The sequence below is a fragment of the Microbacterium sp. NPDC078814 genome, assembly GCF_040702645.1.
Classification (GTDB): domain Bacteria; phylum Actinomycetota; class Actinomycetes; order Actinomycetales; family Microbacteriaceae; genus Microbacterium.
The window spans coordinates 136,772-162,375 of the sequence record NZ_JBFBLT010000003.1 but is presented as its reverse complement, the minus strand read 5'-3'; the positions used below and the strand labels follow the sequence as shown (position 1 = coordinate 162,375).

Annotated in this window: 24 protein-coding genes; 16 read left to right on the top strand and 8 right to left on the bottom strand. The window is 70.4% G+C overall.

Translation table 11 applies throughout. The features are described 5' to 3' along the window. The first annotated feature begins 49 nt into the window (after positions 1-49). Genes AB0300_RS06935 through AB0300_RS06920 form a run of 4 tightly spaced genes read left to right on the top strand, consistent with a single transcriptional unit; the run spans position 50 to position 4,259 of the window. Positions 50-1,333, top strand: a complete 1,284-nt coding sequence (locus AB0300_RS06935) for an extracellular solute-binding protein (RefSeq protein ID WP_366215724.1) — start codon at positions 50-52, stop codon at positions 1,331-1,333. Between the two features lie 55 nt (positions 1,334-1,388). Then, positions 1,389-2,345, top strand: coding sequence for a sugar ABC transporter permease (locus AB0300_RS06930; protein ID WP_025102684.1), 957 nt, complete (start codon positions 1,389-1,391; stop codon positions 2,343-2,345). Beyond that, positions 2,345-3,262, top strand: coding sequence for a carbohydrate ABC transporter permease (locus AB0300_RS06925; protein ID WP_366215723.1), 918 nt, complete (start codon positions 2,345-2,347; stop codon positions 3,260-3,262). Before AB0300_RS06930 ends, AB0300_RS06925 begins: the two co-directional genes overlap by 1 nt. 16 nt (positions 3,263-3,278) lie before the next feature. Continuing rightward, a complete protein-coding gene (locus AB0300_RS06920; protein ID WP_366215722.1) occupies positions 3,279-4,259 on the top strand; it encodes a serine hydrolase domain-containing protein in 981 nt (326 codons plus the stop codon). Positions 4,260-4,549: 290 nt separating this feature from the next. On the opposite strand, the gene AB0300_RS06915 is transcribed toward AB0300_RS06920, so the two are convergent. Further along, a complete protein-coding gene (locus AB0300_RS06915) occupies positions 4,550-5,446 on the bottom strand; it encodes an Lrp/AsnC family transcriptional regulator (protein WP_126893938.1) in 897 nt (298 codons plus the stop codon). Positions 5,447-5,664: 218 nt separating this feature from the next. Between AB0300_RS06915 and AB0300_RS06910 the strand changes: the two genes are divergently transcribed. The 4 genes from AB0300_RS06910 to speB are packed head-to-tail and all read left to right on the top strand — an operon-like array spanning position 5,665 to position 11,325. Beyond that, positions 5,665-7,008, top strand: coding sequence for an MFS transporter (locus tag AB0300_RS06910; RefSeq protein ID WP_062765608.1), 1,344 nt, complete (start codon positions 5,665-5,667; stop codon positions 7,006-7,008). A gap of 42 nt (positions 7,009-7,050) precedes the next feature. Beyond that, positions 7,051-8,718 carry an amidohydrolase gene (locus AB0300_RS06905; RefSeq protein ID WP_366215721.1) on the top strand — a complete coding sequence of 556 codons (1,668 nt, stop codon included), beginning with the start codon at positions 7,051-7,053 and terminating at the stop codon, positions 8,716-8,718. A 10-nt stretch (positions 8,719-8,728) separates the two neighbouring features. Continuing rightward, positions 8,729-10,345, top strand: a complete 1,617-nt coding sequence (locus tag AB0300_RS06900) for a thiamine pyrophosphate-dependent enzyme (RefSeq protein WP_366215720.1) — start codon at positions 8,729-8,731, stop codon at positions 10,343-10,345. A gap of 32 nt (positions 10,346-10,377) precedes the next feature. After that, complete coding sequence (gene speB / locus AB0300_RS06895) at positions 10,378-11,325, top strand: agmatinase (RefSeq protein ID WP_025102677.1); 948 nt, start codon at positions 10,378-10,380, stop codon at positions 11,323-11,325. A 9-nt stretch (positions 11,326-11,334) separates the two neighbouring features. On the opposite strand, the gene AB0300_RS06890 is transcribed toward speB, so the two are convergent. Further along, the gene (locus AB0300_RS06890; RefSeq protein ID WP_102209500.1) at positions 11,335-12,207 is read right to left on the bottom strand and encodes an RIO1 family regulatory kinase/ATPase; all 873 of its coding nucleotides are present in this window, start codon (positions 12,205-12,207) and stop codon (positions 11,335-11,337) included. Positions 12,208-12,456: 249 nt separating this feature from the next. Between AB0300_RS06890 and AB0300_RS06885 the strand changes: the two genes are divergently transcribed. After that, positions 12,457-13,653: an MFS transporter gene (locus AB0300_RS06885; RefSeq protein ID WP_062637282.1), complete on the top strand. Its 1,197-nt coding sequence runs from the start codon at positions 12,457-12,459 to the stop codon at positions 13,651-13,653. Positions 13,654-13,777: 124 nt separating this feature from the next. Here the strand turns inward: AB0300_RS06885 and AB0300_RS06880 are convergent, their stop codons facing one another. Next, positions 13,778-14,692 carry an AraC family transcriptional regulator gene (locus AB0300_RS06880; protein WP_366215719.1) on the bottom strand — a complete coding sequence of 305 codons (915 nt, stop codon included), beginning with the start codon at positions 14,690-14,692 and terminating at the stop codon, positions 13,778-13,780. A gap of 135 nt (positions 14,693-14,827) precedes the next feature. On the opposite strand from AB0300_RS06880, the gene AB0300_RS06875 reads away from it, so the two are divergent. Then, complete coding sequence (locus AB0300_RS06875) at positions 14,828-15,289, top strand: DUF3817 domain-containing protein (protein ID WP_025102673.1); 462 nt, start codon at positions 14,828-14,830, stop codon at positions 15,287-15,289. Positions 15,290-15,322: 33 nt separating this feature from the next. Here AB0300_RS06875 and AB0300_RS06870 read toward each other — a convergent pair whose 3' ends face one another. Then, the gene (locus AB0300_RS06870; protein ID WP_366215718.1) at positions 15,323-16,126 is read right to left on the bottom strand and encodes a MerR family transcriptional regulator; all 804 of its coding nucleotides are present in this window, start codon (positions 16,124-16,126) and stop codon (positions 15,323-15,325) included. A gap of 212 nt (positions 16,127-16,338) precedes the next feature. Here AB0300_RS06870 and dnaK point away from each other — a divergent pair, with 212 nt between their 5' ends. The 6 genes from dnaK (at position 16,339) to AB0300_RS06840 (ending at position 21,623) form a co-directional block, all read left to right on the top strand. Then, positions 16,339-18,201: a molecular chaperone DnaK gene (dnaK, locus tag AB0300_RS06865; RefSeq protein ID WP_025102671.1), complete on the top strand. Its 1,863-nt coding sequence runs from the start codon at positions 16,339-16,341 to the stop codon at positions 18,199-18,201. Positions 18,202-18,203: 2 nt separating this feature from the next. Continuing rightward, complete coding sequence (grpE, locus tag AB0300_RS06860; RefSeq protein WP_060921591.1) at positions 18,204-18,848, top strand: nucleotide exchange factor GrpE; 645 nt, start codon at positions 18,204-18,206, stop codon at positions 18,846-18,848. Positions 18,849-18,855: 7 nt separating this feature from the next. Further along, complete coding sequence (locus AB0300_RS06855) at positions 18,856-19,839, top strand: DnaJ C-terminal domain-containing protein (protein ID WP_025102669.1); 984 nt, start codon at positions 18,856-18,858, stop codon at positions 19,837-19,839. A gap of 94 nt (positions 19,840-19,933) precedes the next feature. Then, positions 19,934-20,347 (top strand): MerR family transcriptional regulator, encoded by a 414-nt coding sequence (locus tag AB0300_RS06850; protein WP_029989135.1) that lies wholly within the window; start codon positions 19,934-19,936, stop codon positions 20,345-20,347. Between the two features lie 46 nt (positions 20,348-20,393). After that, positions 20,394-21,053, top strand: coding sequence for a GntR family transcriptional regulator (locus AB0300_RS06845; RefSeq protein ID WP_025102667.1), 660 nt, complete (start codon positions 20,394-20,396; stop codon positions 21,051-21,053). 126 nt (positions 21,054-21,179) lie between these two features. Continuing rightward, the gene (locus AB0300_RS06840; protein ID WP_060921594.1) at positions 21,180-21,623 is read left to right on the top strand and encodes a DoxX family protein; all 444 of its coding nucleotides are present in this window, start codon (positions 21,180-21,182) and stop codon (positions 21,621-21,623) included. 4 nt (positions 21,624-21,627) lie between these two features. Here the strand turns inward: AB0300_RS06840 and AB0300_RS06835 are convergent, their stop codons facing one another. From AB0300_RS06835 to AB0300_RS06820, 4 genes are read right to left on the bottom strand one after another with little or no spacing between them, the layout of a single operon-like run. After that, positions 21,628-22,059 (bottom strand): ATP-binding protein, encoded by a 432-nt coding sequence (locus AB0300_RS06835; protein ID WP_025102665.1) that lies wholly within the window; start codon positions 22,057-22,059, stop codon positions 21,628-21,630. Beyond that, complete coding sequence (locus AB0300_RS06830) at positions 22,049-22,381, bottom strand: STAS domain-containing protein (protein ID WP_025102664.1); 333 nt, start codon at positions 22,379-22,381, stop codon at positions 22,049-22,051. Before AB0300_RS06830 ends, AB0300_RS06835 begins: the two co-directional genes overlap by 11 nt. Continuing rightward, positions 22,365-24,329 (bottom strand): glycosyltransferase family 2 protein, encoded by a 1,965-nt coding sequence (locus tag AB0300_RS06825; RefSeq protein ID WP_126893944.1) that lies wholly within the window; start codon positions 24,327-24,329, stop codon positions 22,365-22,367. Before AB0300_RS06825 ends, AB0300_RS06830 begins: the two co-directional genes overlap by 17 nt. Then, positions 24,326-25,480, bottom strand: coding sequence for a GAF domain-containing SpoIIE family protein phosphatase (locus tag AB0300_RS06820; RefSeq protein ID WP_366215717.1), 1,155 nt, complete (start codon positions 25,478-25,480; stop codon positions 24,326-24,328). Before AB0300_RS06820 ends, AB0300_RS06825 begins: the two co-directional genes overlap by 4 nt. Between the last annotated feature and the right edge of the window lie 124 nt (positions 25,481-25,604).

Here is a 25,604-nt window from a genome sequence, read left to right as displayed (position 1 = left end):
TCGGCATCGTCCCCGTGCCGCGACGAAGACGTCACCCGAGAGGAACACCATGCGAAACCGCCCCGTCCGCCTCGCTCTCACCGGAGGGATCCTGGTCGCCGGACTCGCCGTCGCCGGCTGCGCGCCCGCAGCCTCGAGCGGCGATGGTCAGGATGATGTCACCCTGACTATCTGGTCCTGGCAGGCCTCGTCGTCCCCGAAGTGGGAGGCCGTGTTCGACGCCTACGAAGAGTCCCACCCCGGCGTCACCATCGAGTTCGAGGGCTTCCAGCCCACCGAGTACAACCAGATCCTCGCCACCGGCCTCGAGGGCAGCGACGGTCCGGACATCGCGATGCTGCGCGCCTATGGCGGCGTGCAGTCGGCGATCCAGTCGGAGCAGATCGTGCCGATCGACGACATCGTCGACGGTCTCGACCAGTTCGACCCCACGGTCCTGCGCGCGGCCCAGGGCAAGGACGACGGCAAGACCTACGGCGTCCCCTTCGCGTACCAGACCATGCAGATGTTCTACAACAAGACCATGTTCGACGAGATGGGCCTCGAGGAGCCCACCGACTGGGACGAGTTCATCGAGCTGCAGGAGACCCTTCTCAAGGAGGGCGTCACCCCCATGGCGCTCGGCGCCCGCGAGGACTGGGTCCTGCCGATGTTCCACGACATCGTCGGTTCGGCGCACTACGGCGGTGCGGACTTCGAGGAGAAGGTACTCGCCGGCGACGTCGACTTCACCGACCCCGCCTACGTGTCCTCGCTGCAGATCGTGCAGGACATGCAGAAGTACCTCGACAAGAACGTCAACGCGATCGCCGTCGCCGACGCCGTCCTGCAGTTCACCTCGGGCCAGGCCGCGCAGTGGCCCGGCGGCTCGTTCGACCTGCCCACGTTCCAGAGCTCCGCGCCCGACACCGAGTGGGGCGTCTACGAGGTCCCGCCGTCCCCCGACAGTGCTCTCGACCACGCGGTCACCCCGGGCTACGCGGACGGCAGCTTCGGCATCAACGCGGCCAGCGAGAATCAGGAGGCGGCCACCGAGCTGCTCAACTGGATGACGACGAAGGAGTTCGGCCACCTCGTCGCCGACGAGGTCGACCAGTTCTCCGCGCTCCCCGGGGTGGAGTACTCCGACCCGCTCATGCAGGAAATGAACGAGCAGTACACCGCCAACCCGGCTCCGTACCTGCTGCTCGTCGACTTCCGGTACGGCGACCCGACCGGCACCGCGGTGCTCGGCCCGGACATTCAGGCCATGTTCCTCGGTCAGAAGACCCCGGAGCAGCTGGGCGCCGACCTGCAGTCGGGCATCTCCACCTGGTTCACCCCCTCCTCCTGATCCGAGCGTGGTGGGGCGCCGCGTCCGGCGCCCCACCACGAGCGAAGGACCCCCCATGGCTCTGACCCTCCCCGTGCGCCCGCCGAAGAGCCGGCGCCCCCGCACCGGCATCGCGCTGTCGACGCCGACGGCCGCGCTGTTCGTGCTCCCGGCCGCCGTGCTCTTCGCGGTGCTGATCCTCTACCCGATGCTCGCCGCGCTCAGCTACTCGTTCTTCGACTGGCAGGGCACCAAGCAGGGTGGATTCGCCGGTATCGGCAACTACCTCACGCTCCTCACCAAGGAGCCCTACGCCTCCGAGCTGTGGAACGCGTTCGGCCACAACCTGCTGCTCTTCGCCGGCGCCCTGGTCTTCCAGAACTCGCTCGGCCTCGGCATCGCGACCCTGCTGCACCGCCGCAAGCGCACCAAGCGGTTCTTCCAGACGATCTTCGCCCTGCCCTACCTCGTGAGTCCGATGGTCATCGGCTACCTGTGGTCGCTGATGCTGTCTCCGCTGTTCGGGCCGGTGAACGCGATCCTCCGCGGCGTCGGCCTGGAGAGCCTCGCGCTGCCGTGGCTCGGCGATCCGCAGCTCGCGATCTGGGTCATCGTGCTGGTCAGCGCCTGGCAGTGGATCGGATTCCCCATCCTGCTGTACGGCGCCGCCCTCGGCGGCATCCCCGAGGAGATCGAGGAGGCGGCGTCGCTCGACGGCGCCACGGCCGCGAAGCGCTTCCGCTACATCACGCTCCCCATGCTCACGCCGACGATCGGCATCATCACCGTGCTCACCTTCATCGGCAGCATGGAGGCGATGGCCATCCCGTTCGCGCTCGCCGGGTCGAACGGCGCTCCCGCCGGCTCCACCGACGTGATGATGCTGTTGTTCTACCGCACCGCGTTCGAGTCCGGGAACCCGAACTCCATCGGGGTCTCCTCGGCCCTCGCGACCGTCCTGTTCATCTTCATCATGGTCATCTCCGTCGTCATCACGACGACGATGCGCCGCGCCGAACGAAAGCTGTTCTGATGAGCACCGCCCTCGACACCCGTCAGGAAACGACCACCGAGGCGATCGTCTCCGGCCGGCCCTCCGCCCCGCGGCGCCGCTCCCGTCGCACGAACGACACCCCATTCGTGGGCCGCCTCCTCGCCAACGTGTTCCTGTGGGGGTATGCGCTGGTCGCGATCGGTCCGCTGCTGCTCATGGTCAACAACTCCCTGCGCACGCAGCAGCAGATCGCCACCGAGCCGCTCGGACTCCCCGTCCCCCCGACGTTCACGAGCTTCCAGAACGCGTGGATCACCGCCTCGTTCGACACGTACTTCGTCAACTCGATCACCGTCACGGTCGGGTCGGTCATCGTCACGACGGTCGTGTCGGTGCTGGCCGCCTACGCCTTCGCGCGGGCCAGGGCGAAGTTCTTCCGCGGGATCGAGGCCGTGTTCCTCTCGGGCCTCATGCTGCCGGTGCACCTGGCGATCCTGCCGCTGTTCTATCTGCTCGACGCGCTCAAGATGACGAGCAACGTCTTCAGCCTCATCCTCGTCTACGGTGCCCTCGGCATCCCGTTCACCACCTTCGTGCTGACGGTGTTCTTCCGGGCGCTGCCGATCGAGCTGGAGGAGGCCGCGCGCATCGACGGCGCCGGACCGCTGCGCACGTTCCTGCAGATCCTGCTGCCGCTCGTGCGCCCGGCGCTCGCGACCGTGATCGTCTTCCGGTTCGTGCCGGTCTGGAACGACTTCTTCTACCCGCTGATCCTGCTGCGCGACCGCGACTCGTACACGCTCCCCGTGGGCCTGACCCGGTTCTTCGGGGAGTACTCGACCGATTGGCCGCAGCTGTTCGCCGGACTCACGATCGCCACCATCCCGCTCGTGGTGCTGTTCCTGCTGGCGACGAAGCAGATCATCAACGGCCTCACCTCCGGCATGAGCAAGTGACGGCCGCAGGCGGATCATGGTGAACGGAGCCCCGGGCTCGGCGTGGGCGTCGGTGCGGGCGGTCGCCGGGGGCGCGGAAGAGCTGCAGCTCCTCGGGTCTCCGGCGCACGACGATCCCGCTCCGCTCACCGCCGCGCACCTGTTCGATCTCGCATCGCTGACGAAGGTCTTCACCGCCATCGCCGCGCTGCGGCTCGTCGACGCGGGCGTGATCGACCTCGATGAGCCCGTCGAGCGCGTCCTCCCGGTGGGCAGCGGCACCGGAGCGGAGCGGATCACCCTCCGGCACCTCCTCACCCATACCTCCGGGCTGCCGGCGGAGGGCCGCGAGTGGCGGGAGGGCCTGCGCGGGGACGAGTTGCGTGCCCGCGTGCGGCGTCGGGCGCTCGGTGCCGAGCCGGGCGCTCGCCATCTGTATTCCGACGTCGGGTACATCGCGGCCGGAGATTGTCTGGAAAGGGTCTCCGGGCGGCCGCTCGCGGCGCTCTGGGCGGAGGTGGCCACGGGGATCGGCGCCGCGTCGCTGACCGCGGCTCCGGAGCGGGAGCAGGCGGTCGCCACGGAGACGCAGCCGCACCGCGGGAACGTGCGCGGTGCGGTGCACGACGAGCTCGCCCATGCACTCGGCCGTCCCGCCGGCCACGCGGGACTGTTCGGCACGGTGGGGGACGTCGCCGCTCTCGCCCGTCTCCTCCGCGATGAGGGCGAGGGGACGCACGGGCGAGTGCTGTCACGGGAGTCGTTCCGCGGGATGACGACCCCGTCCGTCCAGGCCGACGCCGGCTACGGCCAGGCGATCGGTCTGCGCGTGCGCGATGCCGCGTGGATGGGTGACCTTGATGCGGTCGGCCACACCGGCTTCACCGGCACGTGCTTCGCGGTCGTCCCCGAGACGGGCGCCTACGGCGTGCTGCTCCTCAACCGCGTGCACCCCACGCGCGAGGACGCCGACGTCGCCGCCGTCCGCCGTGCCTTCCTCGCCCCCCTCACCCCCTGACCCCCCTACCCGCCCCGCTCCCGGTCTCGCCCCGGTCCCGGGATCGATAAGGCCCCTCCCCGAGCCTTCCGACGCCCCATATTCATCCCGCACCGAGAACTCTTCCCGGTGGAAGTGCCGAGGGTGCCGGATCAAGAAGGGTCCTCCACGCGGCTTCCGAAGCCCCGTTTGCATCCCGCGTGGGGAACCCCTCGCGGTGAGTGTGCAGAAACGTGCCGGGGATGGGTGAACGAGGCGCAGTTTTGATCCCGGGCGGGACCGGACGGGGACGGGGCCGGACGGGGCCGGGGTCAGTCGGTGCGGAGGGGGCGGAGGGTGCGGGCGTAGTCCTCCTTGAGCACCGCGAGATGCAGCCACGCCTCGATCCGGGTCACTCCGGGGAGCGCGCGCAGCCGCTCGAGACTCGCATACAGGGCGCCGGCGGAGGGCTCCACGAGGGTCGCGACGGCGTCGAACCGCCCGAGGGTCCGGGCCGCGAAGTCGACGCCGCGCCCCCGCCGCAGCTCATCGATCACGGCCTCGTCGTCGTCTCCGAGCGTCATGCCCACGCCCATCGAGAGCTGCCGGTGCGCGAGGCCTCGGGCCTCCACGGCACTGATCTTGATGACACCGGCGTCGATGAGCCGCTGCACCCGGGTGGCGACCGCGCTGGGGGAGAGCCGCACCTGCTCGCCGAGGGCACGGAAGCTCATCCGCCCGTCGGACTGCAGGTGCTCGATGAGGGCTTCGTCGATGCCGTCGAGGGTCACGCCGCCGTGGTACTCCGAGACGAAGAACCCCTTGATCACGGTCGAGTAGATGATGGTGTTGATGTCGAGCACGCCGGCGCTCCCGCGGATGCGCGCGAGCAGGTCGTGCAGCTCCGACATCGAGCCCACCCGCACCTCCGTCACGATGTCGTGGGCGCCGCCGACCGCCGACACCAGCACGGTCTCGGACATGTCGCGCAGGTGCTCGGCGACCACCTCGACGGCCCCGTCGGTCCGGATCGACACGTGGGCGAGCACGTGCTGCCCGAGGAACACGGGGTCGACGGCCGCGACCACCCGCACCGTGCGGTCGCTGAGCAGCGTGCGCAGACGAGCCGCCACGATGGCGCGGGACTGCCCGACGCGCTCGGCGAGGGAGAGGATGCTGGCGCGGCCGTCCTCCTGCAGCGCCCGGATGAGTTCCGCGTCGAAGTCCATGTGCCGTCCGATTCCGTCGATTTCCCCGCAGTGCACGCTCGCCCCCGCAGAACCTCAGCGTAGGGCGCTGTTCGACCGAGCGGAAGGCCCGGAGTGCGCGATGCGTCTCACACAAATCCAGTGAATGACGCGTATCGCTGGAGTTCTGCCCTTGCTCCCGATGCTCCACGTCCGTAGCATCCTTCGCTATCCGACACCATCCGCGAAGGAGCGGGTCCATGACCACTACCCCCACCCCCCGAAGCGGCGTCCACAGCCGCGCGCGCCGCGCCGGCTTCGCCGCCTTCGTCGGCACCACCATCGAGTGGTACGACTTCTACGTCTACGCCACGGCCGCCGCCCTCGTCTTCGGCCCGCTGTTCTTCCCGAGCGACGACCCCCTGGCCGAGACCGCCGCGGCGTTCGCGACGTTCGCGGTCGCCTTCCTCGTTCGCCCCCTCGGCGGCATCGTCTTCGGCCACATCGGCGACAAGCTCGGTCGGCGTGTCTCGCTCGTCATCACGCTGCTGCTGATGGGGGCCGCGACCGTCCTCGTCGGCTGCCTGCCGACATACGAGAACATCGGCATCCTCGCGCCCATCCTCCTCATCCTGCTCCGCGCCATCCAGGGCCTCGCGGTCGGCGGCGAATGGGGCGGCGCGGTGCTCATGAGCGTGGAGCACGCTCCCGAGAAGTCGAAGACGTTCTACGGCGGCTTCACCCAGCTCGGCAACCCGGCCGGCGCCCTCCTCGCCTCCGGCATCTTCGCGATCATGGCCCGCGGCGGCGACACGTTCATCATCGACGGCGGCTGGCGCATCCCGTTCCTGCTGTCGATCGTGCTGATCGGCGTCGGTCTGTGGGTCCGGTATCGCGTCGAGGAGTCGCCGGTCTTCGAGGAGAAGATCGAGGGCCGGAAGCAGTCCATGCCGCTCGCCTTCGCCCTCCGCGTCAACTGGAAGCCGATCCTCCTCGGCATCGGCATCCTGCCCATCTCCACCGGCGGCTACTACCTCGCCACCACCTTCGCCACCGCCTACGCGACGGGCGAGCCCATCGCGATCAGCGAGCAGGTCATCCTCGACGCGATGACCTTGGCCTCCTTCGTGGAGTTCGTCGTGACGCTGCCGGTCGCCTGGCTCGGTGACAAGTGGGGCCGGAAGAACGTGATGTACATCGGCCTGATCACCTCGGTGCTGACCTTCGCGCCCTTCCTGCTGCTGATGCCGGGTCGCGTGGAGCCGCTGATCTTCCTCTTCGCCTCGCTCGTGCGCATCGCGATGAGTGCGACCTACGCCCCGATCGCGGCGATCCTCGCCCAGATGTTCCGTCCGCAGGCGCGCTACACCTCGATCGCGCTGTCGTACGGCGTCGGCGCCGCCATCTGGGCCGGATTCTCGCCCTGGTTCGCGACCCAGCTCATCGCCTGGACCGGCAGCGTCTGGTCCGTCATCGCGATGTTCGTGGGCATGGCCGTCATCGCCGGGATCTGCACGCGTCTCGCGCCGCAGCACTCCGACGAGGCCCCGGTCACGGCGTCGTTCACCGCCCGGACCGACACCACGGCGAACCGCCTGCCCTGACCGGCACCCTTCCCCCGCACGACACCACCGCGAACAGGCATCATGAGAAAGCTCACCCCCTTCGACCGCTCGGCCCAGGCCGCTCCCGTCCTCGTCACCGCGCGAGCCATCCACACGGCGGACCCCGCGGACACCACCGTCACCGCGATGCTGACCGACCGGGGGCGCATCGTCGCCCTCGGCACGGCGGCGGAGTGCGAGGACGTGGCGGCACGGGCCGGACTCACTCCGGAGCGCGTCGATCTGGGCGAGGCGGTGGTCGTGCCCGGCTTCGTGGACGCGCATGCGCATCCGCTGATGTTCGGGCAGATGATGACCTGGGTGGACTGCGGTCCGGAGAAGGCGGGGAGCATCCCGGAGATCGTGGCGCTGCTGAAGGCCGCGGCCGCCGAGCTCCCCGCCGGGCGCCCGGTGCGCGGCTACGGCTACGAGCAGCGGAACCTCGCCGAGAAGCGGCACCCCACCCGCTTCGAGCTCGACGAGGTCGCCGCCGACCGCGAGGTGTACCTCATGAACGCCTCCGGCCACGGCGGGGTGGTGAACTCGTACACACTCGACCTCAACGGCGTCGACTGGGACACCCCGAACCCGGACGGCGGCGAGTTCTTCCGCGACGCCGACGGCGAGCTCACCGGCGAGCTGTCCGACGCGGCGTGCAACATCCTCACCGGCGTCCACGGGGTGAAGATCGGCCACCACGGTCCGAACTTCCACCTCGCGGACGAGCCGGAGGAGCACCTGCGCCAGCTCGACGCGGCGACGCAGCGGTTCCTCGCGGGCGGGGTCACCTCCATCGGCGACTGTCAGGTCACGCGTCGCGAGTTCGACATGTACCTGCGGCTCGCCGAGGCCGGGAGGCTGGAGCTGCGCGTGTCGATGTACCTGCTGTCGCACCTGCTCGACGAGGCGCTGGAGATGGGGCTCGTCGGGCAGTTCGGCAACGCGCACCTCAGCTTCGCCGGCATCAAGTTCTACGCCGACGGCACGCTGGGCGGCTGGACCGCGTACTTCCCGGACGGCTACGTCGGCGACCCCTGCCGCACCGGCCAGCTCTACCACGAGCCCGCCGACTACGCGGAGCTCATCCGCAAGGCGCACGCGGCCGGACTGCAGACCGCGACCCACGCCCAGTCGCCCACCGCGATCGAGATGGTCGTGTCCGCGATCGAGGCCGCGCTCGCGGAGCGTCCGGATGCGGACGCCCGGCACCGCATCGAGCACTGCGGCCTGCCGACCCCCGGGCAGATCGAGCGGATGGCGGCCGCCGGCATCCGTCCCGTGAACCAGACGCAGCACTACTTCAACTGGGGCGAGGGCGTGGAGGAGGCCATCGGCACGCCCGGTGAGCGCTTCAACCCCCTCGGGGAGTTCGAGCGTGCGGGCGTGCCCATGACGATCTCCTCGGACGCCCCGGTCGCCGAGCCCATCCCGCTGGAGGCGATCCAGACCGCGGTCACCCGGGTCACCCGGCGCGGGCACACGCTCGGCCCGGACGACCTGCGCATCTCCGCGACCGCGGCGTTGCGGGCGCACACGATCGAGGGCGCGGTCTCGATCGGCCGGGAGGACGACCTCGGCTCCCTGGAGCCGGGCAAGTACGCCGACTTCGCGGTGCTCTCGGACGACCCGCTCGCGGTGCCGGCCGAGGAGATCGCGGCGATCGAGGTCCGTGAGACCTGGGTCGACGGCGTCCGTCGGCACGCGATGTGAGGATGACACGATGAGCACCGACACCACCGGAGACGACCGGTACGCCGACACCGCAGGCCGTGCGGTCCTGGAGACCATCCGCGGCTACGGGGTGACCGCGGTCTTCGGCATCCCCGGCACGCACAACCTGGAGTTCTACCGGCCCCTCGCCGACCTCGGCATCCGCGCCGTGACCAACCGCCACGAGCAGGGGTCGGGGTACGGTGCCGACGGGTGGGCGCAGCAGACCGGGCTCCCCGGCGTGGTGATCACGACCTCGGGCCCCGGGCTCCAGAACGCGATGAGCGCGATCGGCACGGCCTTCTGCGAGTCGCGACCCCTCATCGTGCTCTCGCCCGGCGTGCCGCTCGGGGCGGAGTTCGCCGACGTGGGCACGCTGCACGAGACGAAGGACGCGACGGCCATGGTCGGCGCGATCGCGGAGTGGTCGCGACGGGTGTCGACCGCGGCGGAGGCGGTGCAGGCCGCGCACGACGCGTTCGACCTCTTCCGCACCGGCCGTCCCCGCCCCGTGCACATCGAGATCCCGCTCGACGTGCTGGAGGCGCCCGCCGCCGTGCCCGCGGAGGACCGGAAGCCGCGCCCGATGCCCGACCGCGTCTCCGGGGATCCGATCGCGCTCGCCGAGGCCGCCCGGCTGCTGTCCGCCGCCCGCCGCCCGGTGATCGTGGCCGGGGGGGGTGCGGTGGACGCCGCGCACCAGATCGCCGCGGTGGCGGAGCGGCTCGGAGCCCCCGTGCTCACGACCCTGAACGGCAAGGCGGTGCTCGACGAACGGCACCCGCTCTCGCTCGGCTCGAACCTGCGCCTCGCCGCCGCACGGGCTGTGGCCGAAGATGCCGACGTGCTGCTCGTGGTCGGCTCGAAGCTGGGCGAGGCGGAGCTCTGGGCTCCGCGGCTCGAGGCACGCGGCGCCGTGATCCGCGTCGACATCTCTCCGGAGCAGCGGGACAAGAACCTCACCGCGACGGTCGCTCTCACCGGAGACGCCGCCGCCGTGACCGACGCCCTCCTGCCCCTGCTGCCGGACCCCGCCCGTCCCGCCCGGGACCTCGCGGCCGAGCGAGCCGCGATCGAGGCGGAATCGCGGGAGACCGCGCCGGACACCGTCGCGCTGGCCGAGATCATCGCCGACGCCCTCCCTGCCGACGCGATCGTCGCCGGCGACTCCTCCCAGATCGTCTACATGGCGCTCGGCAGCGTGCTGCGGCAGGAGCAGCCGCACTCCCTCCTCTACACGCCGACCTACGCCACGCTCGGCTATGGCCTCCCCGCCGCGATCGGCGCGGCCGTCGCGCAGACCGAACGCCCGGTCGTCACCGTCATCGGCGACGGCGCTCTGATGTTCTGCGTGAACGAGCTCGTCACCGCTGTCGAGCAGCGCCTCGATATCACCGTGGTGTGCGTCGACAACGGCGGGTACGCGGAGATCCGCCAGAACGAGCTCGACCGGGGCATGACCCCGGTCGGCGTCGACCTCGTGCAGCCGGACTGGGCCGCGCTCGCCACCGCCTTCGGGGCGACCGGGCGACGGGTGGCATCGCGTGCTGACATCGCCCCGAGTATCCGCGCGGCCATCGCCGACGGCGGGGTGCAGCTCGTGCACATCCCGCAGCACGCCCTCTGAGACCCACACCTCCCGACGAACAGGAACGAGAAATGACCGACAACATCGGCCCCGTCGACGCCTCCGTGAACCCGCGGTACTCCGGCATCGCCACCTTCGCCCGCCTGCCCCGCATCGAGGACGTGCCGCGCGCCGACATCGCCGTGGTCGGCATCCCGTTCGACTCCGGCGTGAGCTACCGCCCCGGCACCCGCTTCGGCCCGTCGCACGTGCGGGAGTCGTCCCGGCTGCTGCGGCCCTACAACCCCGCGCAGGACGTGTCGCCGTTCCAGCTCGCCCAGGTGGTGGATGCGGGGGACATCCCGGTGAACCCGTTCGACCTCACCGAGGCGGTGACCGAGGTCGAACGCGCGGCGCTGGCGCTCGGCGAGCAGGTGCAGCGCCTCGTCACGATCGGCGGCGACCACACCGTGGCCCTTCCCCTGCTGCGGGCGGTGGCCGCGAAGCACGGACCCGTCGCGGTCCTCCACTTCGACGCCCACCTCGACACGTGGGACACCTACTTCGGGGCCCCCATCACGCACGGCACCCCCTTCCGCCGCGCGAGCGAGGAGGGGCTGATCGACCTCACCGCGAGCTGCCACGTCGGCACCCGCGGACCCCTGTACTCGAAGCAGGACCTCGAGGACGACGAGCGCCTCGGCTTCTCCATCGTCTCCAGCGAGTACATCGAGGAGCACGGGGTGGAGGCCGCGATCGACCGCATCCTCACCCGCATCGGGGACAAGCCGCTGTACGTCTCGATCGACATCGACGTGCTCGACCCCGCGCACGCGCCCGGCACAGGGACCCCCGAGGCGGGAGGGCTCACGAGTCGCGAGCTGCTGCGCATCCTCCGGGCGCTGCGCGACCGCGACATCGTCGGTGCCGACGTCGTGGAGGTGTCGCCCGCGTACGATCACGCCCAGATGACCGGGATCGCCGCGAGCCACGTCGTGTACGAGCTGGTGACCCTTCTCGCCGCCCGACTCGCCTCCTGACACCCGGGGTCAGAACAGCGTCCCGAGGAGGTCCGCGAACAGGGCCTCGGCGTCGCACTCCACCCGTCGCCGTGCGAACCAGTCGCACACGTTGACGCAGTCGCGGTGCAGGAGGTCGAGGCCCTGCGGATTCGCGATCACGTCGACGATCTGCGGCAGGTCGATCACCCGCACACGCCCCTCGTGCACGAGGAGGTTGTAGGCGGAGAGGTCGCCGTGCGCGAAGCCTGCGGCGGCGAAGACCCGCATGAGCTCGACCACCTGCGTGAAGTACTCCTGCATCTCGGCGTTCGACCCGCGCACCTGGGCGAGCCGGGGTGCCGCGATGCCCCGGTCGTCGCCGAGGAACTCCATGAGCACCTCGGTGCCGCTGACCTGCACGGGATAGGGGACCGGGGCGCCGCGCTCCCACATCCGGCACAGGGCCTCGAACTCCGCGAGCGACCACTGGGCTGCGGCGACCTCCCGCCCGTGGGCGGTCTTCTTGGCGAGGGCGCGCGTGTCGCGGGTGTTCCGCGTGCTGCGTCCCTCGGTGTAGACGGCGGAGCGCTGGAAGCTCCGGTTCTCGATGCCGCGGTAGCGCTTGGCGGCGAGGAGGGTGCGCTGCGTCGGGTCGTCGGGCACGGCGCGCTCCAGCAGGAACACGTCGGCCTCCTTGCCGGTCTTCAGGATGCCGAGCTCGGTGTCCAGGGCGCCGGCGGAGGTCACCACCCAGGCGGGGCGGGGGTCCGGTCCCCGCTCGGTGGGGGTGGACGAAGGCCAGGTCGTCCAGCGCTGGTTCGGGCCGGGCTCGACCTCGGCGAAGGAGAGAGCGGTCTCGAGGGAATCGAAGGAGGTGGCGTCGAAGGACGCGGCTTCCGAGGAAGCGGGGGATTCGGTCACGGTGTGGCTCCGGGAAGGGAGGCCACGCGGCGATCAGGAGCGGGTGGCCTCGAAGGGAAGGTGGTCGGCGATAGGCGCGACGACGACAGCGTTCATCTCCTCGCCTCCTTCGCTCGGGCTTCCCGGGCGGATCCCGGTGCGTCGTCGAGCCTAGGGGGTCTCCCGGGGGTTGTCCAGGGGCGGACGATCGGTCGGATGCGGCGGACGACCGGTCGGGCGCGCGCCCGCCCCCGTTGCGAGTCTGGAAGCATGACCACGACCGCCCCCGTCCCGACCCTGCCGACCACCCGCGTCGACCGCATCCGCTACGGCGGACTCATCGCCCTCATGGTGATGGGTTTCCTGCTGGTGACCGCCGAGTTCCTCCCCAACGGAGTGCTCACCGAGATGGCAGACGGTCTCGGGGTGACCCCCGGCCAGGCCGGGCAGACCGTCACCGTCACCGCGCTCGTCGGGCTCTTCGTTGCCCCGACCGTCGGCCTCGTGTTCCCCCGTCTGGATCGTCGGTCGCTGCTGGTGTGGATGGCGCTCGCCGCGGCCGTGTCGAATCTCGTGGTCGCGATCGCGCCGAACCTCGTGGTCGTGCTGCTGGCGCGGTTCCTGCTGGGAGCGGCGATCAGCGCCTACTGGACGATGTCGATCACGGTCGCCGCGCGGCTCGCGGGGCCGGAGCACCTCGGTCGCGGGGTCATGTTCACCTCCGCGGGCGTCTCGCTCGCCACGGTCGCCGGCGTCCCGCTCGGGGTCATGCTGAGCGAGGTCGTCGACTGGCGTGCCGTGTTCGCGATCGCGGGAGTGCTCATGGTGGTGCTGGCCGCGGCCCTGCGGTGGGCGCTGCCGACCGTCCCGGCAGAGCGGGCGTCGAGCCTGCGTCTGCTCGTCGACACGGTGCGGCGTCCGGGCATCGGTCTCGGGATGGTCGGACACGTGCTCGTCGTGCTCGGCCACTTCCTCGCCTACACCTACGTCCGCCTCGCGCTGGAGCGCATCCCGGACGTGGACGCCTCGACGATCGTCGTGCTGCTGGCGCTGTTCGGCGTCGGAGGCCTTCTCGGCAACCTCTCCATCGGCCTCGTGATCGACCGCTCCTTCGCCTTCTTCGCGGTGTTCGCGCCGCTGGTGATCTCGGCCGCCGTGCTGTCGATGGTGCTCTTCTCCGGATCGATCATCGGCATCGGTGCGGTCGTGCTCCTCTGGGGCTTCTTCTTCTCGTCGTGGCTGATCGTCGTGAACACCTGGGTGGGCCACCGCATGCCGGACCGCCTGGAGGCCGGGGGGAGCCTCGTGGTCGTCGGGTTCCAGGGGGCGATCACGCTCGCGGCCGGTGTGGGCGGACTCCTCGTCGACACCCTGAGCATCGAGCTCGTCTACACCATCGGTGCGGTCTCGCTCCTCGCCGGTGCCGTGCTGTTCGGCCTCTCGAACCGCCGCAGCTCCCGCTCCTGACCCCGGGTCTCCCGGGCACGACTTCGGAGCAGGCCGACGACACGCCGTCCCCTCGGGCTCGGGGCCGGCGTGTCGCCCCGGATCTCCGAAGCCATGCCCGCCGGGCAGGGGCGAGGTCGTGGGATCAGGCAGGAACGAGGGAGTGCGAGGCGCGCCAGGAGGAGGGCGTCATCCCCGTCCGGCGGCGGAAAGCACGACTGAACCCCTCGTCCGAGGCATAGCCGAGCTCGCGCGAGACGCTCGAGACCGACTGCCCGGCCTGGAGCATCCGCTTCGCGGCGTCGATCCGCACCTCCGTCACGTAGTCGGCGGGGGAGCGGCCCACGGCCAGGCGGAACCGCTCCGCGAAGGCCGAGCGTGACATGGCCCCGACGGCGGCCAGGCGCTCGACGGTCCAGTCCCGTCCCGGCTGCTCGTGGATGGCGTCCACCACGCGGTCGAGGAAGGGGTCCTTCGACAGCGAGGGCCACCCCGCGGGCGCACAGCCGTTGGCCGCCCAGGCCCGGATGACCGAGAGCAGCACGGTGGTCGCCATCATCCGGCAGATCAACGGGTCTCCCTGGCGCACCGGGCACGCGGGCGCATCGACCACGCCCATGTTCTCGGCGAGGGCGGCGGCGGCCGGCTCCAGCGCGTCGAATCCGGTCACCGCGAGGAAGGGCGGCAGGAGCGCGGGGAGGGGAGAGGCGGTGTCCGCGAGCTCGATGTCGACGACGAGGAGCGTGGTGTCGGCATCGGCCTCCAGCGCGAAGGTGTCGCCGCGGAGCAGGAGGAAGGCGTCGCCGGCGACGAGTCGATCGCGGTGCCCTGGCTCCTCGACCGTGAGCTGCTGCGACGAGGGGTCCACGTCGAGGCGGCACCCCGTGCCCAGGGGAGGGTGTCCGTGCACGGCGCCGTCGGCGATGTAGACGAGGGTGATCCGGCCAGGCGGCAGCGAGAGGAGTCCTCCGGTGGTCAGCCGCACGCGGCGGGCGATCCCCACCCGCAGGTCCACCGTGCCGAGCACAGCGGACAGCGCATCCGCGTCCACCGTCACCATGCCTTTGGCAACGTCGGCTGCCGTCCCCCTATTCCCCTTCGAATCGCTCACCTTGCTCCATTTCGGCGCCGGATGGGGCCAAGTGGGCGATTCGAAGCGGGATACGCTGGAGGGGTACCCCACCCGAGGAGTTCCGTGTTCCGCACCCCTGGCCGCCTGTACCGTGTCCTCGCGATCGCGGAGGCGATCACCTGGACCCTCCTCATCGCCGCGATCATCGCCCGCGCCGTCGGAGCCCCCGGTGGCGTCGTGACGGTCGGCGGCGGTATCCACGGGTTCGTGTTCCTCGCCTACGCCGCGACCGCCGTCCTCGTCGCGCTCAACCAGCGGTGGCACCCGGGCGTCGGTGTGCTGGCGGTCCTCAGCGCCGTCGTGCCGTACGCCACCATCCCGATGGAGATCTGGCTGCACCGCACCGGCCGTCTTCGGGGCGACTGGCGCCTCGACGCCACCGACGACCCGCGCGACCGCCGCTGGTACGACCGCCTGATGCGCTGGTTCCTCCGCCGCCCCTGGGTGCTCGCGGTGCTGCTGGTCGTGGGCATCGTCGCGCTGTACGTGATCCTGCTGCTGGTCGGCCCTCCCGGGGGCAAGTGACCCCGGCGTCGCCCCGTCTGTGCGGTCTCCGCGTCAGCGGCGCGCGACGGGCTGCTGGAGTTCCGTGACCCAGTCCGACTGGTCCTCCCCGACGGCGCGGACGTAGAGCTCCCGACACGGCCCGGCGTGCACGAGGCCGCGCGCGACCACCTCGGTGTGGATGGCGTGCCAGCTCTCCGCGATCCGCTCCATCGAGCCGAGGTGCACCCCGCAGACGGCGTCCTCCTCGGCGGGGAGTTCGATGATCTCGATCCCGTCGGCGGCGGGGCCGGAGTAGGAGTATCCGGCGACGACCTCCATCCCGTCCGGCAGCGTCCGGTACTGGGCGATCGGGGTGGTGAGGGCGCCGCACTCGTCTCCGATGACCTCGGCCACGGCGTCGAAGGAGGGGCCGACGACCTCGGCGACCGCCGGCTGCTCGGCGACGACGGTGCGCACGGCCGCCAGACGCACGGCGGGGAGGGGCTTCTGGACGATCTCGATCTGCGACATGTGCTTCTCCTTCTCGATGAGGTGGAGGCGCCGCTCCACATCGACGAGTCGCGCCGCGGCGAGCCGGTGCTCCTGCTCCACCTCGGCGCGCCGGATGCGCAGGAGTGCCGCGATCCGGTCGGCGTCGACGCCCTGGGCGAGGATCGCCGAGATGTCGTCGAGGCCGAAGCCGAGCTGACGCAGGGCGACGATCCGGTGCAGGCGCTCGAGCTGCGACGGGTCGTACGACCGGTAGCCGGTGAACTCGTCCACGTGGGCGGGGACGAGCAGCCCGGCCGTGTCCCAGTGCCGGAGCATCCGGTGGGTCACCTGGCCGATCTGCGCGAACGCTCCGATGGACAACATGTCTCTGTTCTCCCGTCTGACACCGTGTGAGAGTCAAGCATGGCGGCTCGCGGACATCTGACCGCCCGGCGGGCAAAACTTGAGCCTGTTCATATCAAGTTCATTTGACAGCGTTTCGGCCCCGGCGTACACTTGAGCCATCGCGACTCAGGTTTCCCTGATCGCCGCAGGTTTCCAGACCACTACAGACTTCCCAACAAAGGAGAGAACACATGGCACGTGCTGTCGGTATCGACCTCGGAACCACCAACTCCGTCGTCAGCGTCCTCGAGGGTGGCGAGCCCAAGGTCATCGCCAACGCCGAGGGCTTCCGCACGACCCCTTCGGTCGTCGCCTTCACCAAGGACGGGGAGGTGCTCGTCGGCGAGACCGCGAAGCGCCAGGCCGTCACCAACGTCGACCGGACGATCGCGTCGGTCAAGCGCCACATGGGCACCGACTGGAGCTTCGACGTCGACGGCAAGAAGTGGACGCCGCAGGAGATCTCCGCGCGCATCCTCCAGAAGCTCAAGCGCGACGCCGAGTCCTACCTCGGCGACACCGTGACCGACGCCGTCATCACGGTTCCGGCGTACTTCAACGACGCCGAGCGTCAGGCCACCAAGGAGGCCGGTGAGATCGCGGGCCTCAACGTGCTCCGCATCATCAACGAGCCGACCGCGGCCGCCCTGGCCTACGGCCTCGACAAGGGCAAGGAGGACGAGCTCATCCTCGTCTTCGACCTCGGTGGCGGAACGTTCGACGTCTCCCTCCTCGAGGTGGGCAAGGACGACGACTTCTCCACGATCCAGGTGCGCGCCACCGCCGGTGACAACCGTCTCGGTGGAGACGACTGGGACCAGCGTCTCGTCGACTACCTGATCAAGCAGTTCAAGGAGACCACGGGCGTCGACGTCTCAGGTGACAAGATCGCCCTGCAGCGCCTCAAGGAGGCCGCGGAGCAGGCGAAGAAGGAGCTCTCCAGCTCGACGTCCACGAGCATCAACCTCCCGTACCTGTCGCTGACCGACTCGGGTCCCGTCTCGCTCTCCGAGACCGTGACCCGCGCGAAGTTCGAGGACCTCACGAAGGACCTGCTCGACCGCACCAAGAAGCCCTTCGAGGACGTCATCCGCGAGGCCGGCATCAAGGTCTCCGACATCGACCACATCGTCCTCGTGGGTGGTTCGACCCGTATGCCCGCCGTCGCCGAGCTCGTCAAGCGCGAGACCGGCAAGGAAGCCAACAAGGGTGTGAACCCGGACGAGGTCGTCGCCGTCGGCGCCGCGCTGCAGGCCGGTGTCCTCAAGGGCGAGCGCAAGGACGTCCTGCTGATCGACGTCACCCCGCTCTCCCTCGGCATCGAGACCAAGGGCGGCATGATGACCAAGCTCATCGAGCGCAACACGGCCATCCCGACCAAGCGGAGCGAGACCTTCACCACGGCCGACGACAACCAGCCGTCCGTCGCGATCCAGGTCTTCCAGGGCGAGCGTGACTTCACGCGCGACAACAAGCCGCTCGGCACGTTCGAGCTCACCGGCATCGCGCCGGCTCCTCGCGGCATCCCGCAGATCGAGGTCACGTTCGACATCGACGCCAACGGCATCGTGCACGTGTCCGCGAAGGACAAGGGCACCGGCACCGAGAAGTCGATCGTCATCTCCGGCGGCTCGTCGCTGTCGAAGGAGGACATCGAGCGCATGGTGCGCGAGGCCGAGGAGCACGCCGCCGAGGACAAGGCGCGTCGTGAGGCTGCGGAGACCCGCAACCAGGCCGAGACCCTCGCCTACTCCATCGAGAAGCTCATCTCCGAGAACGAGGACAAGCTCCCCGAGGACGTGAAGACCGAGGTCAAGGCCGACGTCGACGCACTCAAGACGGCACTGGCCGGCGACGACGACGAGGCCGTGAAGACCGCGTTCGAGAAGCTCAACCAGTCCCAGTCGAAGCTCGGCGAGGCGATCTACGCCTCCTCGCAGGCGGACGCCGCCGGCGCTTCGGCCGAGGGCGAGACCCCGACCGGTGACGCCCCCTCCTCCGACGAGGACGTCATCGACGCCGAGGTCGTCGACGACGAGGACGAGAAGAAGTAATCATGACGGACAAGAACTTCGACGAGAACGAGGTTCCGGAGGGGTCGGATGCTCAGGCATCCGGCCCCGTGCCGCAGAACCAGGACTCCCGCGAGGCGAAGGCCGCCGAGGGCTCGGACGAGACCCCGGTCGACGCGGCTGCCGAGGCGGAGGAAGGGCTGACGGTCGAGGACATCCTCGGTGCCGCGCAGACGGCCGATGCCGCCGCGGGCGACGCCGCGATCGCCGACGCCGAGAACGCCCTGCTGACCGACCTCAAGCGCCTGCAGGCGGAGTACGCGAACTACCGCCGCCGTACGGAGGAGCAGCGCCAGATCGAGATCGAGCGCGCGAAGGGGGAGGCCGCCAAGGGTCTCATCCCCGTGCTCGACGACCTGGCCCGCGCCGAGCAGCACGGCGATCTGGTCGAGGGCAGCCCCTTCGCCGTGATCGCCGAGAAGGTGCGCGCGGTCGTGGAGCGCCTCGGCGTGGTCGCCTACGGCGAGAAGGGTGAGGAGTTCGACCCCCAGCGTCACGAGGCGATCTTCCAGCAGCCGACCCCCGGCACCTCGAAGACCACGGTGCTCGAGGTCGTCGAGGTGGGCTACCGCCTCGGCGAGGTCGAGCTGCGTCCTGCGAAGGTCGTCGTCGCCGTCCCTGCGGAGTAGGTGATCGATGGCCAGCCAGGATTGGTTCGACAAGGACTTCTACAAGACCCTCGGGGTCTCGAAGGACGTCAGCGACGCTGACCTGAAGAAGACGTACCGCAAGCTCGCGCGCAAGTATCACCCCGACTCCAATCAGGGCGATGCGAAGGCCGAGGCCAAGTTCAAGGAGATCAGCGAGGCGTACTCGGTGCTCTCCGACGCCGAGCAGCGCAAGGAGTACGACGAGATCCGCGCCATGGGTTCGGGCGCTCGCTTCACGGCGAGCGGCTCGGGCGCCGGCGGGTTCGAAGACGTCTTCAGCCGGTTCGGACAGCAGGGGCGCGGCCAGACCGCCGACTTCGAGGACATCTTCGCGATGTTCAACCAGGGCCAGGGCAGCTCGTTCGGCGGTGGCCGGTTCGGGCAGCCGAGCGGCGGCTTCCGGGGCTTCGGTGGTCCGCAGCGCGGCGCCGACGTCACGGCCCGCACCACGCTGGACTTCAGCACCGCCGTGCAGGGCGAGACCATCACCCTGCAGGGAGAAGACGGCAAGCCGTTCAAGGTGAAGATCCCCGCGGGCGTCGCCGACGGGCAGAAGATCCGGCTGCGCGGCCGTGGTCGCCCCTCGCCGGACGGCGGGGAGAGCGGAGACATCGTGGTGCAGATCACGGTGCGTCCGCACCCGGTCTTCACGCGGGACGGCCTCAACCTCCGCGTGGTGGTCCCCGTGACCTTCACCGAGGCGACGCTGGGCGCGACCATCGAGGTCCCGACGCTCGGCGGCGACGTGGTGAAGCTGCGTGTGGCCCCCGGAACTCCGTCGGGCCGCGTGCTCCGCGTCAAGGGTCGGGGTGTCGCGACCGCGAAGGGGACCGGTGACCTGCTCGCCGAGCTCCAGGTCGCGGTTCCGACGCACCTCGACGACGCCGCGCGCGAGGCTCTCGAGCGGTTCCAGGAGCTGGAGCCGCAGGAGAATCCGCGGGCCGAGCTCATGGCGAAAGCCCGCCGTTGACGAGCACAGGCTTTCGCGTCGGGTCAGGCGCTTCCGGAAGGGAGTTGCCTGACCCGGCGCGACGGCCTGACGTGAAATCAGGAAGGAAGGCGTGATGGACGCGGACACCCCGGTCTTCGCGATCGCCGCAGCCGCCAAGCTCTCCGGCCTGCACCCCCAGACCCTCCGTCAGTACGACCGGATCGGCCTCGTGGTGCCGGGACGGACGCCCGGCGGCTCCCGTCGGTATTCTCACCGCAACATCGAGCAGCTGCGCGAGGTCGCCCAGCTCTCCTCCGAAGGGGTCAGTCTCCCCGCGATCGCCCGGCTCCTCGACCTGGAGGACGAGAACCGGATGCTGCGCGACCGTGTCGTCGCGCTGGAGGGCGCCCTCCGCGCCGAGCGCGAGAGCCGTCCCGGCGTGCGGGTGTTCGCCGCCGGATCCGCGGGGGTCGTGCCCATGCCGACCGGCCGCCGCATTCGCCGCTCGACCGAGCTCGTGCTCTGGAGTCCGCGCTCCGGAGCCTGACCGCGCACCCGGTGTGTATCCTGTCAACTGTTAACAGGAGGTCACCATGACGCAGACCGTCACGCGCGGGGAGTCGCTCGGAGCGCAGGTCGCGCGCGTGCTGCGCCAGCGCATCGTCCGAGGGGAGCTCGCGCCGGGGGCCCGGCTCACCGAAGAGGCCCTCGCGGAGGAGTTCGCCGTCAGCCGCGGTCCCGTGCGCGACGCCCTCACCCAGCTCAGCTTCGAGAAGCTCGTCGAGGTGCAGCGCCCGCGCGGCGTCTACATCGTGGGCCTCACGAGCGACGACGTCGACCAGCTCTACAGCCTCCGAGGCGCATTGGAGCAGCTCGCCCTGTCGCGCGCGATGCGGGTCGACGACGACGACCGATGGCAGCCGATGGCCGATGCCGTCCAGCGCATGGCCGAGGCCGCGGACGCGGGTGACCATGCCGCCTTCGTCACGGCCGACCTCGACTTCCACTCCCAGATCTACGCCCTCGCCGATCACCCGCGGCTGGAGGGCGCCTGGAACCAATACCTCCCCACGTTCACGGCCCTGCTCGAGGTCACGATCAATCACGACGAAGACCTGCACGAGTCGTCGGACGATCACGTGAAGCTGCTCGACGTCATGCGCACGGGAGCCCCGGAGGACGCCGCCGCGGTCCTCTCGGCTCACCTCGACGGCGCCCGGGAGCGGATGCTCCACGAGGTCGGCTCCCGCTGAGGTCGCCCCGTCCGCGAACCCGATGCGTTCAGCGGACGGAAAAGAACGGTTCCTACCGTGGGGGCCAGGGCAAGAGCCCTGGTCCGCGCCCGCGCGGGTGTCCTGCCACGAAGGAAGAACCTCCTCATGACGAACACCACAGCCTCCGCCTCCTCCGCCTCGTCGCTCGGACTCCTCGTCCTGCGCATCGTCGTCGGCGCGATCTTCGCCGCCCACGGCGCCCAGAAGATCTTCGAGTTCACGATCCCCGGGACCATCGGCAGCTTCGCCGGCATGGGGGTCCCGCTCGCCGAGATCGCCGCGCCCGTCGTCGCCTTCCTCGAGCTCATCGGCGGGATCCTGCTGATCCTCGGACTGCTGACGCGTCCGGTCGGCATCCTCCTCGCCGTCGACATGCTGGTGGCCCTCGTGCTCGTGCACCTGCCCGCGGGCCTGTGGGTGACGGCCGGCGGCTACGAGTTCGTCGCCGTGCTCGGTGCGGCGGCTCTGGCGCTCGCGCTCACGGGGGCGGGCCGCTACTCCATCGACGCCGCGGCACTCCGCGGACGCGCACCGGCCTGGCTCGCCTGACGGGTCAGCCGCCCGCCTCGCGCGCCGGATCCACGCGCCGGACGAGGACCCAGGTGTTGCCGAGATCGGTGACCGTGTGGGTGAACTCGTCGAGCGCCGCCTGCGACAGCGCGAGGCCGCGTCCGCTCTCCGCCTCCTCGCCCGGCATCGACACCGCGTCCCAGTCGATCGGTGCCGGCGGGGCGGTGTCGCGGATGTAGGCCCGCAGCTCCTCCGCCGTCACGCGGACGTCGATGCTCAGGACGACGTCCGCGTGCTCGTTGTGCTGCGCGACGTTGGTCGTGACCTCGCTCAGCGCCAGGGTGAACAGCACCTGGTCCTGCGCCGGTACCTCCGGAGCCTGAGTCCAGAGCCGGTCGAGCTCGTCGAGGGCGCGGTCGACGAGGGCGAGCCCGGCGGGCCCGTCGATGTGGAAGGCCCGGATGTCAGCGTCCATCGAACGCCGATTCCGGCGTCGGGTAGTCGCGGAGCACGCGATCCAGGTTGGTGAGGTGGAGGACGGTGCGCACGGCCTCGGGGACGGCGGCGATGCGCAGATCGCCGCCGGCCACCCGGGCGCTCTTGAGGCCGCCCACCAGGGCGCCGAGGCCCGAGGAGTCGACGAACTCGGTGCCGCTGAGGTCGATCGCGATGCGCGGCTGCCCGGCGGCGACGAGGTCGCTCACCGCGTTGCGCAGCAACGGCGCGCCCGAGGCGGTCAGGCGCCCCGTGATCGCGACGACGGCGTACCCGTCCCTGGTGTCAGTGCTGACGTTCATTCGACTCCTTCTCGAGGACCTGCGCGGCGGGACCGCGATAGCGCGCCGCCTGGATGATGACGCTGAGGACGACCAGGTCGTACAGGACCCAGGCCGTGTTGACGAGGGTGCCGGTGCCGTCGCCCGTGCCGACGATGACCCGGGCGACCCCGATGACGAGGGCGACTACGAGTACGACCATGGCGGTGAGCTGCGGCCAGATCTCGCGCCAGGGGACGCCGCGCGGATCCCGGCCGTCCTTCCTGGTCACGGCGAAGGACAGCGGCCGGCCGAGCACGACGTTGGCGAAGGCCGTCCAGCACGCGCGGATCCACACGGGGAACAGCGCGAGCGAGTACTGCTGACCCCGCCAGGTCTTCACCCCCTTCGCGACCACGAGGAACAGAGCCTGGTTGACGAGGAAGTACGGCAGGAACCGCACGAAGAAGTCGACCGACCAGGCGGTGACGGGAAGCACCCCGAACACGAGATAGATCACGGGCGCGGCGAGGTAGACGATCGCGGCGAAGCCGGAGAGGTAGCTCCACATCGTCGCGAAGTACATGAGGCGCTGCCCCACCGAGAGTCCGCGCTTGGCCAGGGGGTTGTCGCGCAGCATCACCTGCAGCGTCCCCTGGGCCCACCGCAGCCGCTGCGTGAGCATCGTCCTGAGGTCTTCCGGGGCGAGGCCGTGCGCCAGGATCTCGTGGTGGTAGACGCTCTTCCAGCCGAGGGCGTGCAGCTGCATCGCGGTCGCCATGTCCTCCGTCACCGAGATCGTGGCGAGGGGGAGGATCGGCTGGGCCTCATCGGCCCGGTCGAGGCGGAGCGCGTCGAGCAGTCCGCGGACGGCCTCCACGGCGGTGAGGGGGGAGAGGTCGGAGGCGGCCAGAGCGTCGAGCCCGGCCTCGTCCACGATCACCTGTCCGAGCTCGGCGTCGTGCTGCACCGGCAGGGATTCGATCACGGCGAGGTCGGCGCGGATGCCAGCGAGGTCGTGCGCCACGAGGATGCGGGAGGCGTCGTCGACCGCTGTGCCCACGCGGGCGGCGACCTCGGCGACCGACGTACCCGCGGCGAGCTCCTTGCGTCCGCGCGCGATCGCGATGCGTAGCGCGCCGAGCTCGGTGGCGAGCGCGGGGTCGGTCGCGGCCTCGGCCTCGCGGGCGATCAGCGCCTCGGAGGTCTTGAGCGCCCGCGCCGCGGAGTCGGTGACGTTCCGCACGTAGCCCACGATGCCGAGCTGCATGAGCGCCTCGCGGCGGAGCACGGCGTTCGAGCCGCAGAAGAAGGCCGCGTTCCAGCCGTCCTTCCCCTGCTGGATCGGCCCGTAGAACAGCGGCGCCTGGCTGCCGAGCGGGTCGGCCTCGTCGACGTTCACGAACCACTGCGGCGTCTGCACGAGGGCGACTTCAGGATCATCGGCGAAGTAGCCGAGTGTGCGGTGCAGGATCAGCGGGTCGGGCACCTGGTCGGCGTCGAGGATGAGGAGGAACTCGCCGTCGGTCTGGAAGAGCGCGCTGTTGAGGTTGCCGGCCTTGGCGTGCCGGGGCTTGCCCGTCCAGTCCTCGGAGCGGGTGAGATAGCCGATGCCCGCGGCCCTGGCCTCGGCCTCGAGTTCGGGGCGGGAGCCGTCGTCGAGGATCCAGGTGGAGTGCGGATAGGCGATCCGCTTCGCCGCCCTCGCCGTCGTCATGACGAGCTCGATCGGCTCGTCGTAGGTCGTGATGAACACGTCGACGGTGCCCTGCGGCGGCGATACCGGCGCCGGGCGCTCCTTCGCGCGCCACATCGTGAGGCAGAAGAGGAACGTGTCGATGAGGCTGTAGGTCTCGGCGATCACGAGCGGCACCGCGATCCACCAGGCCGACCAGTTCACTGACTCCAGCCACCGCCATGCGACGTAGTTCACGCCGAGCAGGACCGACAGCAGGGCGAGGACGCGGATGGTCGCGAACCGGGCGGTCACGCGTCCCTCCGCACGACCACGACGGTGATGTCGTCGGTGGCGCGCTCGTCGTTCGCGAGCCGCAGGGCTTCCCGCACGGCGCCGTCCGGCCCCATCGCCGTGAGCACCCGCTCCACGTGGCCGAACGGGTCGTCGGCGTCGAGCACGTCGAGCAGACCGTCGCTGCAGCAGAGGAAGGCGTCGCCGACCTCGAGCCGCGTCGTCACCGGAACCCGGGGGACGACGAGGCCCATGCCCATGCCGAGGGGCAGGTTCGTGGAGCGCAGCGGCGTCCACGACCCGTCCGCCCGGACGACGAAAGCGAGGCTGTGGCCGGCGTCGATGACCTCGAGGTCTCCCGTCTCCGGCTGCAGCTCGGCGACGACGGCCGTGACGAACATCGACGTGTCCGCGAGATCGTCCTCGAGCAGGCGGTCCACCTCGATCACGGCGTCGGACAGCGAGCGCTCCGGCGCCGTCCGCAGGGAGGCGCGCACCGTGGCCGCGACCAGCGCCGGTCCCGTGCCCTTGCCCATCGCGTCGGCCAGGGTCACGCGCAGGGCCTCCCCGTGGCGTGAGAAGTCGTAGTAGTCCCCGGCGAGCGTTCCCCGTGGGGCGGCGCCGGCGGCGATCGTGTACCCGTCGATCTCCGGGTGCACCCGCGGGCGCAGAGCCCGCTGCACCACGGCGGCGTGGTCGACGTCGGCGTCCTGTGCCAGCTCCGTCTGCACCCAGAACGCGAGGTCGCGCAGGAGGTCCTGCTGGGCGTCGGTGAATGTGTGCGGCTCCGTGTCGAGCACGCACAGCGTCCCCACCGGCTCGCCGCCCGGCGCGTGCAGCGGATGGGCCGCATAGAAGCGGAGGTGCGGATCGCCGGTCACGAACGGGTTCTCGGCGAAGAGGTCGGTCGTGCTCGCGTCCTCCACCACCACCGTCCGGTCCTGCGACACGGTGTAGTCGCAGAACGAGTCCTGGCGCGGTGCCTCGTTCCCCCCGAGGCCGATCTGCGATTTGCGCCACTGCCGGTCGCGGTCGATCAGCGAGACGCTGACCATCGGCACGCCGAACATCTCCTTCGCCAGTCGTGCCACCCGATCCACCCGCTCATCGGGTGGTGTGTCAAGGATCCCCAGTTCCTCGAGCGCTGCCTGTCGCCGTCGCTCGTCGAACATTCCCCCGGCCCTCCTCCGTGTTTATTCCCCTCATCCTAGGGAGGAACCGCAGCCGGGGCACCAGGGCGTCCACGCGGCATTCAGGCGAACCACAGGAAACGGTTCTGCGCAAGCCCCGCGGAGA